Source organism: Bradyrhizobium erythrophlei (genome assembly GCF_042430365.1).
GTDB classification, from domain to species: domain Bacteria; phylum Pseudomonadota; class Alphaproteobacteria; order Rhizobiales; family Xanthobacteraceae; genus Bradyrhizobium; species Bradyrhizobium erythrophlei.
Window position 1 is genome coordinate 53,335 of the sequence record NZ_JBHMET010000254.1, and the last position, 14,264, is coordinate 67,598.

Genomic DNA, 14,264 nt, shown 5'->3' on the forward strand with positions numbered 1-14,264 from the left:
CTTGGCGGCGAACCGACGAACACTGATATAAACTGGATGCAGCACAATCGGGACATTGCTTCGCGACTCGACGTCGTCCGTCGCCGACGGCTCGCAGCGTTCTCGATCGGCCTGCTCGCAGCGACGCCGTTGACGCCAGCGTACGCGCAAGCCGCGCCGCCGGCGCAACAGGCCGCCGCAACGTCGCCCGACGCCATCAAGCAGCGCGAGCAGGAGCTCGAGGCTGCGCGCGAGCAGCAGCGCAAGGCAACCGAGTTGCAGGAAAAGCTGAAGGCCGACATCGCGGCGATCGGCCAGGACCGCAGCAAGCTCAATCAGCAGATCATCGATATCGCGGGCCAGGTGCGCAGCGTCGAAACGCGGATCGGTGCCGCCGAAGCGCGGCTACAGCCGCTCGACGGCCGCGAGCGCGAGATCCGGTCGTCGCTGGATTCGCGCCGCGCCGAGATCGTCGAAGTGCTCGCCGCGCTCCAGCGCGCAGGCCGGCGCACGCCGCCGGCGCTTTTGGTGCGGCCCGAGGATGCGCTGCAGTCGCTGCGCACCGCGATGCTGCTCGGCGCAGTAGTGCCGGAATTGCGCGGCCGCGCCGAGCGGCTCGTCACCGATCTCGGCGAACTGGTCGAGCTGCGCAAGACGATTTCGACCGAGCGCGACGCGCTGGCACGCGATCGCGACAAGTTGAGAGAGGACCAGACCCGGCTCGCGGCCCTGGTCGACGAACGGCAGCGGCAACAGAGCGCCGCCGAAAAGGACATGGAGGCGGAAGGTGCCCGCGCCATTGCGCTGTCGAAGCAGGTGGACAGCCTGCAGGGCCTGATCGCCAAGATGGAGCAGGACCTGAAGAGCGCCGCCAAGGCGGCCGCCACCGCCAACCTCCAGGGCGCGCCGGCTGCTCCGAACGGCAAGCCCAATCTGGGGGCGTTCAAGGACCCGGCCCGGCTCAGCCCGGCGGTCGCCTTCGCCTCGGCCAAGGGCCTGTTCTCGTACCCCGTCAATGGCACCAAGATTCGCGATTTTGGCGGTTCCGACGGCGCAGGCGGCGTACAAAAAGGCATTTCTTTGGCAGCCAAGGCGGGGGCTCAGGTCACAACCCCGTGTGACGGCTGGGTTGTTTACGCTGGCCCCTTCCGCTCCTACGGACAACTCTTGATCCTCAATGCCGGGGGCGGGTATCATGTCCTGATCGCCGGGATGGAGCGCATTTCGGTAAACATCGGCCAGTTTGTACTTACGGGGGAGCCGGTCGCGACGATGGGGTCGACATCCCAAGTCGCATCCATTCTCGCAACCAATGCGAGCCAGCCCGTGCTCTATGTTGAGTTCCGTAAGGACGGCACTCCAATCGATCCAGGTCCATGGTGGGCCGCAAATGAAGGCGAAAAGGTTCGCGGATGATGCGCAAGACTTCTGTAATCCTTCTCAGCGCCGCTGCCGGCGCGGCATTGACGCTCTTCGTCACCCAGCCCCGCGCTGTGCTGATGGGATCGAGCGCGCGCGCCGCGACCTCTGACACCTATCGCCAGCTCAATCTGTTCGGCGACGTGTTCGAGCGCGTGCGCAGCGACTATGTCGAGAAGCCCGACGACAGCAAGCTGGTGGAATCCGCGATCTCCGGCATGCTGTCCGGCCTCGATCCGCACTCGAGCTACATGGATGCCAAGAGCTTCCGTGACATGCAGGTGCAGACCCGCGGCGAGTTCGGCGGTCTCGGCATCGAAGTCACGATGGAAGACGGACTGATCAAGGTCGTCTCGCCGATCGACGATACCCCGGCCTCGAAGGCCGGCATCATGGCCAACGACATCATCACCACGCTCGACGACGAAGCGGTGCAGGGCCTCACCCTCAACCAGGCCGTCGAGAAGATGCGCGGTCCGGTGAACACGAAGATCCGGCTCAAGATCATCCGCAAGGGCCAGGACAATCCGATCGACGTCACGCTGGTGCGCGACAACATCCGCGTCCGCTCGGTGCGCGCCCGCGTCGAGGCTGACGACATCGCCTATATCCGCATCACCACCTTCAACGAGCAGACCACCGAAGGCCTGAAGAAGGAGATCGCCAATCTCTCGAGCCAGATCGGTGACAAGTTGAAGGGCTACATCATCGACCTGCGCAACAACCCGGGCGGCCTGCTCGAAGAGGCGGTCACCGTGTCGGATGCGTTCCTCGAGCGCGGCGAGATCGTCTCGACCCGCGGCCGCAACGCCGAGGAAACCCAGCGCCGCGCCGCCCATCCGGGCGACCTGACCAAGGGCAAGCCGGTCATCGTGCTGATCAACGGTGGCTCCGCCTCGGCCTCCGAAATCGTCGCCGGCGCGCTGCAGGACCACAAGCGTGCGACGCTGGTCGGCACCCGCTCGTTCGGCAAGGGCTCGGTGCAGACCATCATCCCGCTCGGCTCGGGCAACGGCGCGCTGCGCCTGACCACGGCGCGCTACTACACCCCGTCGGGCAAGTCGATCCAGGCCAAGGGCATCGTGCCCGACATCGAGGTGCTGCAGGACGTGCCGGACGAGCTGAAGGCGCGCACCGACACCAAGGGCGAAGCTTCGCTCCGCGGCCATCTGAAGAACGACGGCGACGAGAAGACCGGCTCGCAGTCCTACGTGCCGCCGGATGCCAAGGACGACAAGGCGCTGAAGATGGCCGACGACCTCCTGCACGGCATCAAGTCGACCGCCAGCTCGGCGCCGACGCCCGGCTCAACCGGCGACAAGGCCGCGGTCGACAAGCCGGCCAACAAGGCCGCCAACTGACCCGCAATATCAGTTTGACGAGAAGGGCGGCCTCCGGGCCGCCCTTTTTGCTTGTGGGGTAAGACATCTCCCCTCTAACCGTGCTTTGACGGGCCGCCGGCGCGGGTGGGAACGCGCCGCGCCGTGCTATCGTTCGCACTGTTGATTCGGGGAGGATGATGGCAGAGGCGGCCGACGAACTGAGCACGCCGCTCGGGCAGGGGACGGGGGGCAAGACGCGCCGCTTCCGCCTGCCGTTCACGGCGATGCAGGCGCTCGCGGTGCTGCTCGGCCTGATCCTGGTCACCTTCGGCGGGATTGCCCTGTTCAACGACAATCCGCTTGGCGGCGAGCCGATCGCCCACATCGCGCTCCGCAAGGTGGAGACATCAGCGCCGGCCGAGAAGCAGACCCCGCCCGGCCATGCCGAACCGGCCGCCAAGGCCGCATCCAAGTCGCCGGCCACCGCTGGCGATGCCAAGACCGTCACCATCATCGACGGCTCCAGCGGCAAGCGCCAGGACGTGGTGATCGGCGCGGGCGATGCCGCCGACAAGTCCGATGGGGACACCCCCGCCCCCATGATGACCGGCGTCGACCAGCGTCTGCTTGAAAAGACCCGCTACGGCATGATCCCGGTGGTCGCTGACGGCCTGAAGCCGTTCACGGTCTATGCTGCCGAGGCGGACCGCGCCAAGGCCGCCAGGATGCCCGTTGTCGCGATCGTGGTGGGGGGCCTCGGCGTCGGCGCGGCAAAGACCGCCGATGCGATCATGAAGCTGCCGTCCGCCGTAACGTTGGCATTCACGCCCTATGGCGCCGACCCCGGAAAGCTCGCCGAACGCGCCCGCGCGCAGCGCCACGAGATCCTGCTGCAGATCCCGATGGAACCGTTCGATTATCCCGACAACGACCCGGGGCCGCAGACCCTGCTGACGTCGCTGAGCGGGGAGCAAAATCTCGACCGCTTCTATTGGCACCTTAGCCGTTTGCAGGGCTATGCGGGCATCGCCAACTTCATGGGCGCCCGCTTCGTCGCCACCGACCCGGTGATGCAGCCGATCGTCCGCGAGGCGGCCAAGCGAGGCCTCGGCTTTTTCGACGATGGTTCCACCCCGCGCAGCGTCGCCTCGTCCCTCGCCGCGGGGCAGGCGATGCCGTTTGCCAAGGCCGATTTCACCATCGATGCGGTGCCGACATCGGCCGAAATCGACCGCACGCTGGTGAAACTGGAGACGCTTGCCAAGGAACGCGGCACGGCCGTGGGCGTCGCCTCGGCGCTGCCGGTCTCGATCGAGCGGCTCTCGGCCTGGATCAAGACGCTGGACTCCCACGGCATCATGCTTGTGCCATTGACAACGGCGATGCTGAAATCAAAATCGGGCTAAAGATCAATCTGTTGGCGCGACTCCATCCCCGCTGGGCCGAGTCGGCAGCTTAGAAGGTGTGTGAGGTAGCGACGGCATGGCACGTTACGAGGACCTGCCCTATCGGACCTGCGTTGGCATCATGCTGCTCAACGCGGCCGGACTGGTCTTCATCGGGCGCCGCGCCGGCGGCATTGAGCATGTCGACGAGAGCCATGTGTGGCAAATGCCGCAGGGCGGCGTCGATCCCGGCGAGGACACGTTTCAGGCCGCCAAGCGCGAGCTCTACGAAGAGACCAGCGTCAGATCGGTGGAGAAGCTCGGCGAGGTCGCCGACTGGCTGATCTATGATATCCCCCGCACCGTCGCCGGTCGCGCCTGGAAGGGCCGCTATCGCGGCCAGCGGCAAAAGTGGTTCGCGTTGCGCTTCACCGGCAAGGACAACGAGATCAACGTCGCCAATCCCGGCGGAGGCGGACACAAGGCCGAGTTCGTCACCTGGCGCTGGGAGCCGATGAAGAACCTCCCCGGTCTGATCGTGCCGTTCAAACGCCCGGTCTATGAGCGCGTCGTGAAGGAATTCGCGCCGCTGGCGACCGAATAGCGACGCGCGACCACTGCCATGCCGACAAGCAAACCCTATCGCCCGAACGTGGGCATCGCGCTGTTCAACGCCGACGGACGCGTGCTGATTGGCCATCGTTTCAAGGACGATGGACCGGAGATCGTCCTGCCCGGTCTCGAATGGCAGATGCCGCAGGGCGGCATCGACGCGGGCGAGGATCCGCGCCAGGCTGTCATGCGCGAGCTCTGGGAGGAGACCGGCGCCGTCAGCGCCGACTACCTCGCCGAGACCGACTGGATGACCTACGAATTTCCGCCCTATGACGGACCGCCGTCGCACCGGCTGGCGAAATTCCGCGGGCAGCGGCAAAAATGGTTCGCGCTTCGCTTCACCGGGCGTGACGACGAGATCGACCCGCTGACGCCGCGCAACGGCCAGCCCGCCGAATTCGATCAATGGCGCTGGGAGCGGCTCGACCGGGTCGCCGACCTCGTGGTGCCGTTCCGCCGCGACGTCTATCGCGCGGTCGCAACGCGGTTTGCGCAATTCGCGAGCTAGACTAGAGCTTGATGAACCGACTGTCCGCGGACTCGCTTCACCTCTCCCGCTTGCGGGGGAGGTCGACGCGCGCCGAGCGACGCGAAGCGTCGTCCGGAGCGCGTCGGGTGGGGGCTCTCTCCACAGTACGATTCGTGGAGAGAGCCCCCACCCCAGCCCTCCCCCGCAAGCAAGCGGGAGAGGGAGTGCAGCGTCTTCGCGGCGCCAAATCGACCTAATCTCATCGTGCTCTAATTCACGGCAGGAACGAGCCTGGCATCGCCCGGCGTCATTCCGTAGGCCGTACGAAATACGCGATAGAAGGTCGCGATACTGTCAAAGCCGCACGCGAATGCGACTTCATCGATCGCGCGCTGTGGCGTGGCGCGGAGCATCCGCCGCACCCGCGCCAGCCGCGCCGCCGTCAGTGTCCGCGCGAACGAAAGCCCGGTCGGCTCGTACAGCATATGCAGTTGCCGGAGCGAAATGCCGAGCTCGGCGGCGACTGCGCTCGGAGAGAGCTCAGGGCGATGCAGATCGCGGGCGACGATCTCGCTCGCCGCATGGAGGAAACCTGCGCGCATGGCCGCACGGACCTCGTGCTGACGCGGTCGCAGGCGTCCGCGCGCGAGCAGCGCCAGACGCACCATATGCGTGACATCGCCGGCGAACTGTCCGGCCTGCTCGGGTTGCCGCGTCATTGCGCGGAACATGGCGCCGACAAGCCGCGTCAAACCGCCGTCGCGCGGCAGCGCCACCGGCGCAACGTCGTCGATCCGCGCGCCGAGCACGAGATCGTTGCTGACCGGAATCTTCAGACTGAAGAAGTGAAAGCCGTCGGCGCGCTCGGGCGTCGAGGCGAACGGGAGGTTGGTGGAGCCGAACACCAGGTCGCCCTCGCGCACGAACTGGATACGATCGCGGCCGATATTCATGTGGCCGGGGCCGCGCACCTGCCATGCGAGATGCATGCTGTTGCTCGGAACGCGCGCGATGTCGGCCGTGGTGCGGCTGACGCGATAGGACGACGCCTTCATCTCCGCCAACACCGCGTCGCCGACCGCTGTTGCCGAAAATCGGCCGTCGAAGTCCGCGCGCTTGTTGCGCTCCAGCTCGATGGTGACGCCGAACAGGGTCTTGCCGCGCACCTCGCACCAATGGTCGAAGCGGTCCTGCGGACGAAGGTCGTCGGTGGAAAAAGTGATCACGTCGTCAATTCCAAGCTATCCAAATGCCTAGTTCGGCCCGACCGCGAACGGACCGATTGCGATCACGTGGCAGTCGCTGTCGCGCTTGACGCAATCGCCGAGCGCCGCATTGACCGCGGCCTGTTCGTTGGCGGCTTTCAAGGCCAGTCCGGGCCGCCCCTGCGTGCCTACGGCAACCGCATTCCAACCCATCGTGGCATTGGCAAGCTTCTGCGCAACGTCGCTTCGCTCGCTCGGCGTAATGACCGCGCTGTCCGAGGCTTTGAAGAATCCGATGGCGCGGAGCATCGTCGGAACCGGCACCACGAAGACGTCGTCAACCGCGACGATCATGCAGGGAACTCCGGCAACCGCGGCGCAACCCTGCAGGTTTCGCCGCGCCGATTCCTCCAGCGTCTCCATGCCGGAATTGAAGAAGAACTGGCCGCCCGGGCCGATGGCAATTGTTTTGGTCTTCCGTGCCGGAGTGAACATGTTCTCCAGCCGGGTCTTGCTCTGGTCGCGCAGCAGCGGCACTTCCTTGGCCGCGAACGGCTTGTCGACCAGCGAGTCGCGCTTGACCCAGGGCAGCGGCGGCAGCGGTGGATTGCCATGGGCGTACACGACGGCGTTGCCGACCGCGTAGAGCTCGCATTTGCGCGTTGTGCCCGCATTGTCGGCACGCTTCTGGCATTGCTCGAGCGCCGCCGTCTTGGCCGCCTCCTCGCTCGGTTGCCCGGCGATCCAACCAATGACGCCGTTGATGTTGATGGCGACAGCCTTGGAGTCACCAGCGCCGGCATATTCATTGGCGAGGATGCCGCGGGTGCGTTCGCCGACGAAAGGCACATTGTCGGCGACGAACTTCTCGCCTGACGGGATCGACGGCGGTGGCGGCGGCGCGGCTGCAACGGAGGGAGCCGGCGCCGGCGATGCCATTGTCGACGGTGTCGATGTGGTCGGCGACGCGGATGGCGCCGCAGCCGGGCTCGCTGCATTGCTCGCAACCGCGGACGGCTTGGCCGCCGTCGTCTCGAGCTTGGTGAAATAGAGGAAACCGCCGACGCCGATCGCAACCAGCAGAACCACGGTCGCTGCCACCGGCCACATCCAGCTCGGCGGGCCGGCCGCGGCTGACTTGGCCTGCTTCTTGACCTGCGGGGTCGCGTAGGTGCCGTCCTCGCGCCGCATCGCCACCATGTAGGCATGCACGGGGGTCGGAATGTTCTTCACTTCCTGCGCACCGATGTCGGCGAACTGCACCGACAATTTGTTGACGACCTGCTCGTGCACCGCGCGCGACACGCAGATGCCGCCGACCTCGGCAAGTCCCTCGAGCCGCGCGGCGATGTTGACGCCGTCGCCGAGCAGATCACCGTCGCGCTCGACCACGTCGCCGATGGTGATGCCGATGCGGAACGCCATCTGCCGGCTCGGCGGATAGGCCATGTTGCGCGTGCGCAGGCTTTCCTGGATATCGATCGCGCACCGCACCGCCTCGACCGCGCTCGGGAATTCGGCAAGCACGGCGTCGCCCGCGGTGTTGAAGATGCGGCCGCCGCATTTGGCGATGAAGTCGTCGGTCACCTGCCGATAGGACGCGAGCCGCCGCAGCGTCTCCTCCTCGTCCTCGGCAACCAGTCGGCTGTAGCCGGCAATATCGGCCGCGAATATCGCCGCGATCTTGCGTTTCATGAGTGCCAGCCCCGGAACCACGATATGCCAGAGCAGAATGCCGCCAGAAACTTGCGGGTGCAACAAGCATCAAGCGCCCGCCAGGGTGTGGCGAGCGCTGAGTTCGTTCAGATTTTCGAGGGCTATGGCGAGGCTGACGCCGGGCTAATTCTGGCTGAGCACGATCTTTCCGGAAAGCCGGCGCCCGCTTTACCGAATCATGCTCAGTGCATCGCCGTCGTGTTGAGCTCTTGCTGGATGCCCTTGAAGTGATCGAGCCGCTCGATCGCATGGTCGAGCTCGGAGCCCTCCTTCTCGGCGAGCTTCTCTTCCATCTCCTTGATGGTCTCGGCGAACTTCGCGCGGTCGAGGTCGGCGATCGCCGTCGCGACGTCGGCGAGCACCGTGAGGCCCTTCTCCGACATCTCGGCGAGACCGCCGAGCACGATCACCTTCTCGCGCTTGCCGGCGTTGATGATCGTCAGGATGCCCGGACGAACCGCAGCCACGACCGGGGCATGTCCGGCGAGCACGCCGAAATCGCCTTCCACGCCGGGAACGTCGACCTGATCAACCTCGCCGGAGAAGGCGAGCTTTTCGGGAGAGACGAGATTGAAGTGGAAGGTAGCCATGGAAAACCTGTGAAGGAAAACCTGCGAATGGGGAGTGGCGAATGGGGAGTGGCGAATAGCGAGTGGCGAAGCCGGGAGCAGCTGGTCGCTACTCCCTGTTCGCCATTCGCCCGTCTTAGGCCGCTTCGGCGGCGAGCTTCTTGCCCTTCTCAACGGCTTCTTCGATGGTGCCGACCATGTAGAAGGCCGCTTCCGGCAGGTGATCGTACTTGCCTTCGCAGAGATCGCGGAAGCCCTTGATGGTGTCGGCGAGGTCGACGAACTTGCCCGGCGAACCGGTGAACACTTCGGCGACGTGGAACGGCTGCGACAGGAAGCGCTCGACCTTGCGGGCGCGGGCAACCGTGAGCTTGTCCTCTTCCGACAGTTCGTCCATGCCGAGAATGGCGATAATGTCCTGCAGCGACTTGTAGCGCTGCAGGATCTGCTGGACCAGGCGCGCGGTGTTGTAGTGCTCCTCACCGACGACGAGCGGCGACAGCATGCGCGAGGTCGAGTCGAGAGGGTCCACCGCCGGATAGATGCCCTTTTCCGAAATCGCGCGCGACAGCACGGTCGTCGCGTCCAAGTGCGCGAACGAGGTCGCGGGCGCCGGGTCGGTCAAGTCGTCGGCCGGCACGTAGATCGCCTGCACCGAGGTGATCGAGCCCTTCTGCGTGGTGGTGATGCGCTCCTGCAGCGCGCCCATGTCGGTCGCGAGCGTCGGCTGATAACCCACGGCCGAAGGAATACGACCGAGCAGCGCCGACACTTCTGAGCCGGCTTGCGTGAAGCGGAAGATGTTGTCGACGAAGAACAGCACGTCCTGGCCCTGGTCGCGGAAGTGCTCGGCGACGGTGAGGCCGGTCAGACCGACGCGGGCGCGGGCGCCCGGCGGCTCGTTCATCTGGCCGAACACCAGCGCACACTTCGACTTCACGCTCGGATCCGGATTGTGCGGATCGGCGTTGACCTTCGATTCGATGAACTCGTGATAGAGGTCGTTGCCCTCGCGGGTACGCTCGCCGACGCCGGCGAACACGGAATAACCACCGTGCGCCTTCGCGACGTTGTTGATCAGTTCCTGAATGAGCACGGTCTTGCCGACGCCGGCACCGCCGAACAGGCCGATCTTGCCGCCCTTGGCGTAGGGCGCGAGCAGGTCGACGACCTTGATGCCGGTGACAAGAATTTCCGCTTCCGTCGACTGGTCGGTATAGCTCGGCGCCTCCTGGTGGATGGCGCGCAGGCCTTCGGACTTGATCGGGCCGGCTTCGTCGATCGGCTCGCCGACGACGTTGATGATGCGGCCGAGCGTGCCTTCACCGACCGGCACCCGGATCGGTGCGCCGGTGTCGGTCACTTCCTGGCCGCGGACCAGACCCTCGGTGGTGTCCATCGCGATGGTGCGCACGGTGGATTCGCCGAGATGCTGCGCGACCTCGAGCACAAGGCGATTGCCAGCGTTCTGGGTCTCGAGCGAATTGAGGATCGCCGGCAGGTGGCCTTCGAACTGCACGTCGACCACGGCGCCCGTGACTTGGGTAACGCGACCGATCTGGGTGGCTGCTGTAGCCATGGACTCTATCTCCTTCGATCCGAAATTTTAGACCACGGTCAGCTTGACCGGGATGTTGCCTTTGGTGGCCTTGGAATACGGGCACACCGTGTGAGCTTCTTCGACCAGCGCCTGGACCTTGGCCTTGTCGGCGCCAGGAACCGAAACCTTCAACTCGACCGCGAGCGAAAAGCCGCCGTCGGTGTTGAGCGTGATGTCGGCCGTGACCTTGGCGGCCTGGCCGTCGATGCCGTGCTTCTTGGCGACGACGAGGATCGCCTGGCCGAAGCAGGCCGAATAGCCGAGCGCGAACAGTTGCTCGGGATTGTGGCCGTCGCCGGCGCCGCCCAACTCCTTCGGCAGCGCCATGGCGAGCGCGAGCCCGCCATTGTCGAGCATCGCGCGGCCGTTGCGACCGCCCTTGGTGGTAGCCGATGTGACGTAAGCCATGTCGCGCTCCCTTCGGTTAGACCGCCTCGGCGCCGGAGATGATTTCGATCAGCTCCTTCGTGATCATGGCCTGGCGGGTACGGTTGTAGATCAGCGTCTGCTTGCGGATCATTTCGCCGGCGTTGCGTGTCGCATTGTCCATCGCGCTCATCTGGGCGCCGTAGAACGAGGCGTTGTTTTCCAAGAGCGCGCGGAAGATCTGCACCGCGAGGTTGCGCGGCAGCAGGCGGGCGAGGATCTCGTCCTCTTCCGGCTCGTATTCATAGGACGTCGCGGCAGCGGCATTGGCCGCGGGCTCCGCGACTTCCAGCGGGATGATCTGCTGCGCGGTCGGGACCTGCGCGATCACCGACTTGAAGCGCGAGTAGAACAGCGTGCAGACGTCGAATTCACCGGCCTCGAACCGCGCCAGCACTTTCTGGGCGATGTCTTCGGCGTTGACGAAGCCGAGCTGGCGCACCGAGCGCAGATCGACATGCTCGACGATCTGCTTCTCGAACTGGCGGCGAAGCTGCTCGTAGCCCTTGCGGCCGACGCAGAAGAATTTAACCTCTTTGCCCTGCGCGATCAGCGACAAGGCGCGCTCACGCGCCAGACGCACGATCGACGAGTTGAACGCGCCCGACAGGCCACGTTCACCGGTGCACACCAGCAGCAGATGCACCTGGTCCTTGCCGGTGCCAGCGAGCAGCGCCGGCGCGCCGGGCGAGCCGTTGGCGGCGGCTGCGATGTTGGAGATCACCGCGTCCATCTTGTCGGCGTAGGGCCGCGCCGCTTCGGCGGCGTGCTGCGCGCGGCGCAGCTTCGAGGCTGCGACCATCTGCATGGCCTTGGTGATCTTCTGCGTCGCCTTGGTCGAGGCGATGCGGACCCGCATGTCTTTAAGTGAAGCCATTCTTCGTTCACCCCGGCGATCCGACCGGAAGGGTCAGACCGCAAGCCTCTCTGTTCGTCGCGCCCGGCCGCGAGGCCGGGCGGTACCCCGATTTATGCGAACGCCTTCTTAGGCAAAGCTCTTGGCGAAGCCTTCGACCACCGACTTCAGCTTGGCAGCGGTGTCGTCGGAGAGGTCCCGGCTGTCGCGAATCGCGTTGAGGATGTCGGCGTTCTTGCCGCGCAGCAGCGACAACAGGCCTTCCTCGAACGCCTTCACCTTGTTGAGCGGGAGCGGATCGAGATAGCCGTTGGTGCCGGCCCAGATCACGCAGACCTGCTCTTCCATCTTCAGCGGCGAGAACTGCGGCTGCTTCAGGAGTTCGGTCAGGCGCGAGCCGCGGTTCAAGAGGCGCTGCGTCGACGCGTCGAGGTCAGAGCCGAACTGCGCGAACGCCGCCATTTCGCGGTACTGCGCGAGCTCGCCCTTGATCTTGCCGGCGACCTTCTTCGTCGCCTTGGTCTGCGCCGACGAACCGACGCGCGACACCGACAGACCGACGTTCACCGCGGGACGGATGCCCTGGAAGAACAGATCCGTTTCAAGGAAGATCTGGCCGTCGGTGATCGAAATCACGTTGGTCGGAATGTAGGCCGACACGTCGTTGGCCTGGGTTTCGATCACCGGCAGCGCGGTCAGCGAGCCCGAGCCATGATCCTTGTTGAGCTTCGCCGCACGCTCGAGCAGGCGGGAGTGCAGGTAGAACACGTCGCCCGGATAGGCTTCGCGGCCCGGCGGGCGGCGCAGCAAGAGCGACATCTGACGGTAGGCGACGGCCTGCTTGGACAAGTCGTCATAGATGATCACGGCATGCATGCCGTTGTCGCGGAAGTACTCGCCCATGGTGCAGCCGGTGAACGGCGCAAGGTACTGCATCGGGGCCGGATCGGACGCGGTGGCCGCCACCACGATCGAATATTCCAGCGCGCCCTGCTCTTCGAGCACCTTCACGAATTGCGCAACGGTCGAACGCTTCTGGCCGACCGCGACGTAGACGCAGTACAGCTTGAGGTTTTCGTCCGGCTGCGCGTTGAGCGGCTTCTGGTTCAGGATGGTGTCGAGCGCGATCGCGGTCTTGCCGGTCTGGCGGTCGCCGATGATCAGCTCGCGCTGGCCGCGGCCGATCGGGATCAGCGCATCGATCGCCTTCAGGCCGGTCGCCATCGGCTCGTTCACCGACTTGCGCGGAATGATGCCGGGCGCCTTGACGTCGACGCGCTTGCGCTCGACGGCCTGGATCGGACCCTTGCCGTCGATCGGATTGCCGAGAGCATCAACGACGCGGCCGAGCAGGCCCTTGCCGACCGGCGCGTCCACGATGGCGCGGGTGCGCTTGACGGTCTGGCCTTCCTTGATCTCGCGGTCGGAGCCGAAGATCACGATACCGACGTTGTCGGTTTCGAGATTGAGCGCCATGCCGCGCGTGCCGTTCTCGAACTCGACCATTTCACCGGCCTGAACGTTGTCGAGGCCGTAGACGCGGGCGATACCGTCACCGACCGACAGCACCTGCCCGACTTCGGTGACTTCGGCTTCCTGGCCGAAATTCTTGATCTGGTCCTTGAGGATCGCGGAAATTTCCGCGGCGCGGATGTCCATCAGCCTGCCTCTTTCATCGCGTTCTTGATCGAATTGAGTTTGGTGCGAAGCGAACTATCCACCATGCGGCTGCCGAGCTTGACCACCAGGCCACCGATAATGGAAGGATCGACCTTCACGTTGAGCGCGACGTCCTTGCCCGTCACCGATTTCAGTGCGGTCTTCAGCGCGTCGAGATTCTTGTCACTGAGCTGCTCGGCGACGGTGACTTCGGCAGTCGCCTCGCCCTTGAACTTCGCCACCAGCGCGCGGTAGGCGCGAATCACGTCGGCCACAGCGAACAGCCGGCGATTGGCGGTGAGCACCTTCAGGAATTTTGCGGATATGCCGGAGATCCCGGCCTTGTCGAGCACCGCGGCCAGCGCCTTCAGCTGGGCATCGGCCGAGAACACCGGGCTGCGCACGAGGCGCTTGAGATCGGCGCTCTCGTTGAGCATGGCCTCGAATTTATCGAGATCGGCTTTGACTTGATCGACGGACTTTTCGTCGCGCGCCAACTCGAACAAGGCCGTTGCGTAACGACCGGACACTCCCGAAACGGACGGATCTTCAGCAGCCACGAGCTCGCTCTTTATTGCTGTCAAATTCGCAAGGGAAAAACCGTCGCCACCAAAGCAGCGCCTAGCGATCCAAGCCCTTGGAATTCAAGCGGGACTTCGATTTTCGACCGGCACAGGACGTGCCGGAATCGTTAAAATCGCGGCTTTGCTAACATAGCGAGCGCGCAGGTGCAACATGACGGCACCCGTCGGTGCCGCCTTGTCGCACACGCTTTTTCGGCGGCCCGGCGCCTGCGGATGAACGGAAATTCTGCCCTCGGGAATTAGCCGCGTCGGCCGCCGATTCGCGTCCTCGCATTTTGTTCCATCGCCAATTCGCATGGCCCCATGAGCGGGCCGTTTCGGAACCCGACGCGGCCGAGTGTTCCATTTGGCGATTACTTACCGAAAACTTACTACGGCTCCGATAAACAGTATTCGCTAGTATTGTATTCGTTAAAAGTTGGTTAACGGCAAAGATTTCAAAATTTACCTCGAATACCCT

The 14,264-nt window shown here is 64.9% G+C and carries 13 protein-coding genes; 5 read left to right on the forward strand and 8 right to left on the reverse strand.

The window, feature by feature from the left end:
• Window positions 1-36: 36 nt before the first annotated feature.
• From ACFFWD_RS38200 to ACFFWD_RS38220, 5 genes are all read left to right on the forward strand, one after another.
• The gene (locus tag ACFFWD_RS38200) at window positions 37-1,395 is read left to right on the forward strand and encodes a murein hydrolase activator EnvC family protein (RefSeq protein ID WP_376974525.1); all 1,359 of its coding nucleotides are present in this window, start codon (window positions 37-39) and stop codon (window positions 1,393-1,395) included.
• Complete coding sequence (locus tag ACFFWD_RS38205) at window positions 1,392-2,759, forward strand: S41 family peptidase (protein ID WP_376974526.1); 1,368 nt, start codon at window positions 1,392-1,394, stop codon at window positions 2,757-2,759. The genes ACFFWD_RS38200 and ACFFWD_RS38205 overlap by 4 nt, the downstream gene beginning before the upstream one ends.
• Window positions 2,760-2,917: 158 nt before the next feature.
• Window positions 2,918-4,126, forward strand: a complete 1,209-nt coding sequence (locus ACFFWD_RS38210) for a divergent polysaccharide deacetylase family protein (RefSeq protein ID WP_376974527.1) — start codon at window positions 2,918-2,920, stop codon at window positions 4,124-4,126.
• Window positions 4,127-4,202: 76 nt separating this feature from the next.
• Window positions 4,203-4,709 carry an RNA pyrophosphohydrolase gene (locus ACFFWD_RS38215; protein WP_376974528.1) on the forward strand — a complete coding sequence of 169 codons (507 nt, stop codon included), beginning with the start codon at window positions 4,203-4,205 and terminating at the stop codon, window positions 4,707-4,709.
• A gap of 18 nt (window positions 4,710-4,727) precedes the next feature.
• Window positions 4,728-5,228 (forward strand): RNA pyrophosphohydrolase, encoded by a 501-nt coding sequence (locus ACFFWD_RS38220; RefSeq protein WP_376974529.1) that lies wholly within the window; start codon window positions 4,728-4,730, stop codon window positions 5,226-5,228.
• A gap of 230 nt (window positions 5,229-5,458) precedes the next feature.
• On the opposite strand, the gene ACFFWD_RS38225 is transcribed toward ACFFWD_RS38220, so the two are convergent.
• The 8 genes from ACFFWD_RS38225 to ACFFWD_RS38260 form a co-directional block, all read right to left on the reverse strand.
• A complete protein-coding gene (locus tag ACFFWD_RS38225; protein ID WP_376974530.1) occupies window positions 5,459-6,415 on the reverse strand; it encodes a helix-turn-helix transcriptional regulator in 957 nt (318 codons plus the stop codon).
• A gap of 27 nt (window positions 6,416-6,442) precedes the next feature.
• Entirely contained in the window at window positions 6,443-8,089 is a 1,647-nt protein-coding gene (locus ACFFWD_RS38230) for an adenylate/guanylate cyclase domain-containing protein (RefSeq protein WP_376974531.1), read from the reverse strand.
• A gap of 203 nt (window positions 8,090-8,292) precedes the next feature.
• Window positions 8,293-8,700, reverse strand: a complete 408-nt coding sequence (locus tag ACFFWD_RS38235; RefSeq protein WP_376974532.1) for a F0F1 ATP synthase subunit epsilon — start codon at window positions 8,698-8,700, stop codon at window positions 8,293-8,295.
• Between the two features lie 115 nt (window positions 8,701-8,815).
• Complete coding sequence (atpD, locus tag ACFFWD_RS38240) at window positions 8,816-10,258, reverse strand: F0F1 ATP synthase subunit beta (protein ID WP_376974533.1); 1,443 nt, start codon at window positions 10,256-10,258, stop codon at window positions 8,816-8,818.
• A 27-nt stretch (window positions 10,259-10,285) separates the two neighbouring features.
• Window positions 10,286-10,687 carry an organic hydroperoxide resistance protein gene (locus tag ACFFWD_RS38245; RefSeq protein WP_376974534.1) on the reverse strand — a complete coding sequence of 134 codons (402 nt, stop codon included), beginning with the start codon at window positions 10,685-10,687 and terminating at the stop codon, window positions 10,286-10,288.
• Window positions 10,688-10,703: 16 nt separating this feature from the next.
• On the reverse strand, window positions 10,704-11,582 hold the full coding sequence (locus ACFFWD_RS38250) for a F0F1 ATP synthase subunit gamma (RefSeq protein WP_376974535.1): 879 nt from the start codon (window positions 11,580-11,582) through the stop codon (window positions 10,704-10,706).
• Window positions 11,583-11,690: 108 nt separating this feature from the next.
• Entirely contained in the window at window positions 11,691-13,220 is a 1,530-nt protein-coding gene (gene atpA / locus ACFFWD_RS38255) for a F0F1 ATP synthase subunit alpha (protein ID WP_376974536.1), read from the reverse strand.
• On the reverse strand, window positions 13,220-13,780 hold the full coding sequence (locus tag ACFFWD_RS38260) for a F0F1 ATP synthase subunit delta (protein ID WP_376974537.1): 561 nt from the start codon (window positions 13,778-13,780) through the stop codon (window positions 13,220-13,222). The genes atpA and ACFFWD_RS38260 overlap by 1 nt, the downstream gene beginning before the upstream one ends.
• Window positions 13,781-14,264 lie beyond the last annotated feature (484 nt).

Bases quoted from the DNA above. Each gene is read 5' to 3' on its own strand.
- ACFFWD_RS38200 (WP_376974525.1), top strand. From the start codon at position 37: ATGCAGCACAATCGGGACATTGCTTCGCGACTCGACGTCGTCCGTCGC.
- ACFFWD_RS38205 (WP_376974526.1), top strand. From the start codon at position 1,392: ATGATGCGCAAGACTTCTGTAATCCTTCTCAGCGCCGCTGCCGGCGCG.
- ACFFWD_RS38210 (WP_376974527.1), top strand. From the start codon at position 2,918: ATGGCAGAGGCGGCCGACGAACTGAGCACGCCGCTCGGGCAGGGGACG.
- ACFFWD_RS38215 (WP_376974528.1), top strand. From the start codon at position 4,203: ATGGCACGTTACGAGGACCTGCCCTATCGGACCTGCGTTGGCATCATG.
- ACFFWD_RS38220 (WP_376974529.1), top strand. From the start codon at position 4,728: ATGCCGACAAGCAAACCCTATCGCCCGAACGTGGGCATCGCGCTGTTC.
- ACFFWD_RS38230 (WP_376974531.1), bottom strand. From the start codon at position 8,089: ATGAAACGCAAGATCGCGGCGATATTCGCGGCCGATATTGCCGGCTAC.
- ACFFWD_RS38235 (WP_376974532.1), bottom strand. From the start codon at position 8,700: ATGGCTACCTTCCACTTCAATCTCGTCTCTCCCGAAAAGCTCGCCTTC.
- atpD (WP_376974533.1), bottom strand. From the start codon at position 10,258: ATGGCTACAGCAGCCACCCAGATCGGTCGCGTTACCCAAGTCACGGGC.
- ACFFWD_RS38245 (WP_376974534.1), bottom strand. From the start codon at position 10,687: ATGGCTTACGTCACATCGGCTACCACCAAGGGCGGTCGCAACGGCCGC.
- ACFFWD_RS38250 (WP_376974535.1), bottom strand. From the start codon at position 11,582: ATGGCTTCACTTAAAGACATGCGGGTCCGCATCGCCTCGACCAAGGCG.
- atpA (WP_376974536.1), bottom strand. From the start codon at position 13,220: ATGGACATCCGCGCCGCGGAAATTTCCGCGATCCTCAAGGACCAGATC.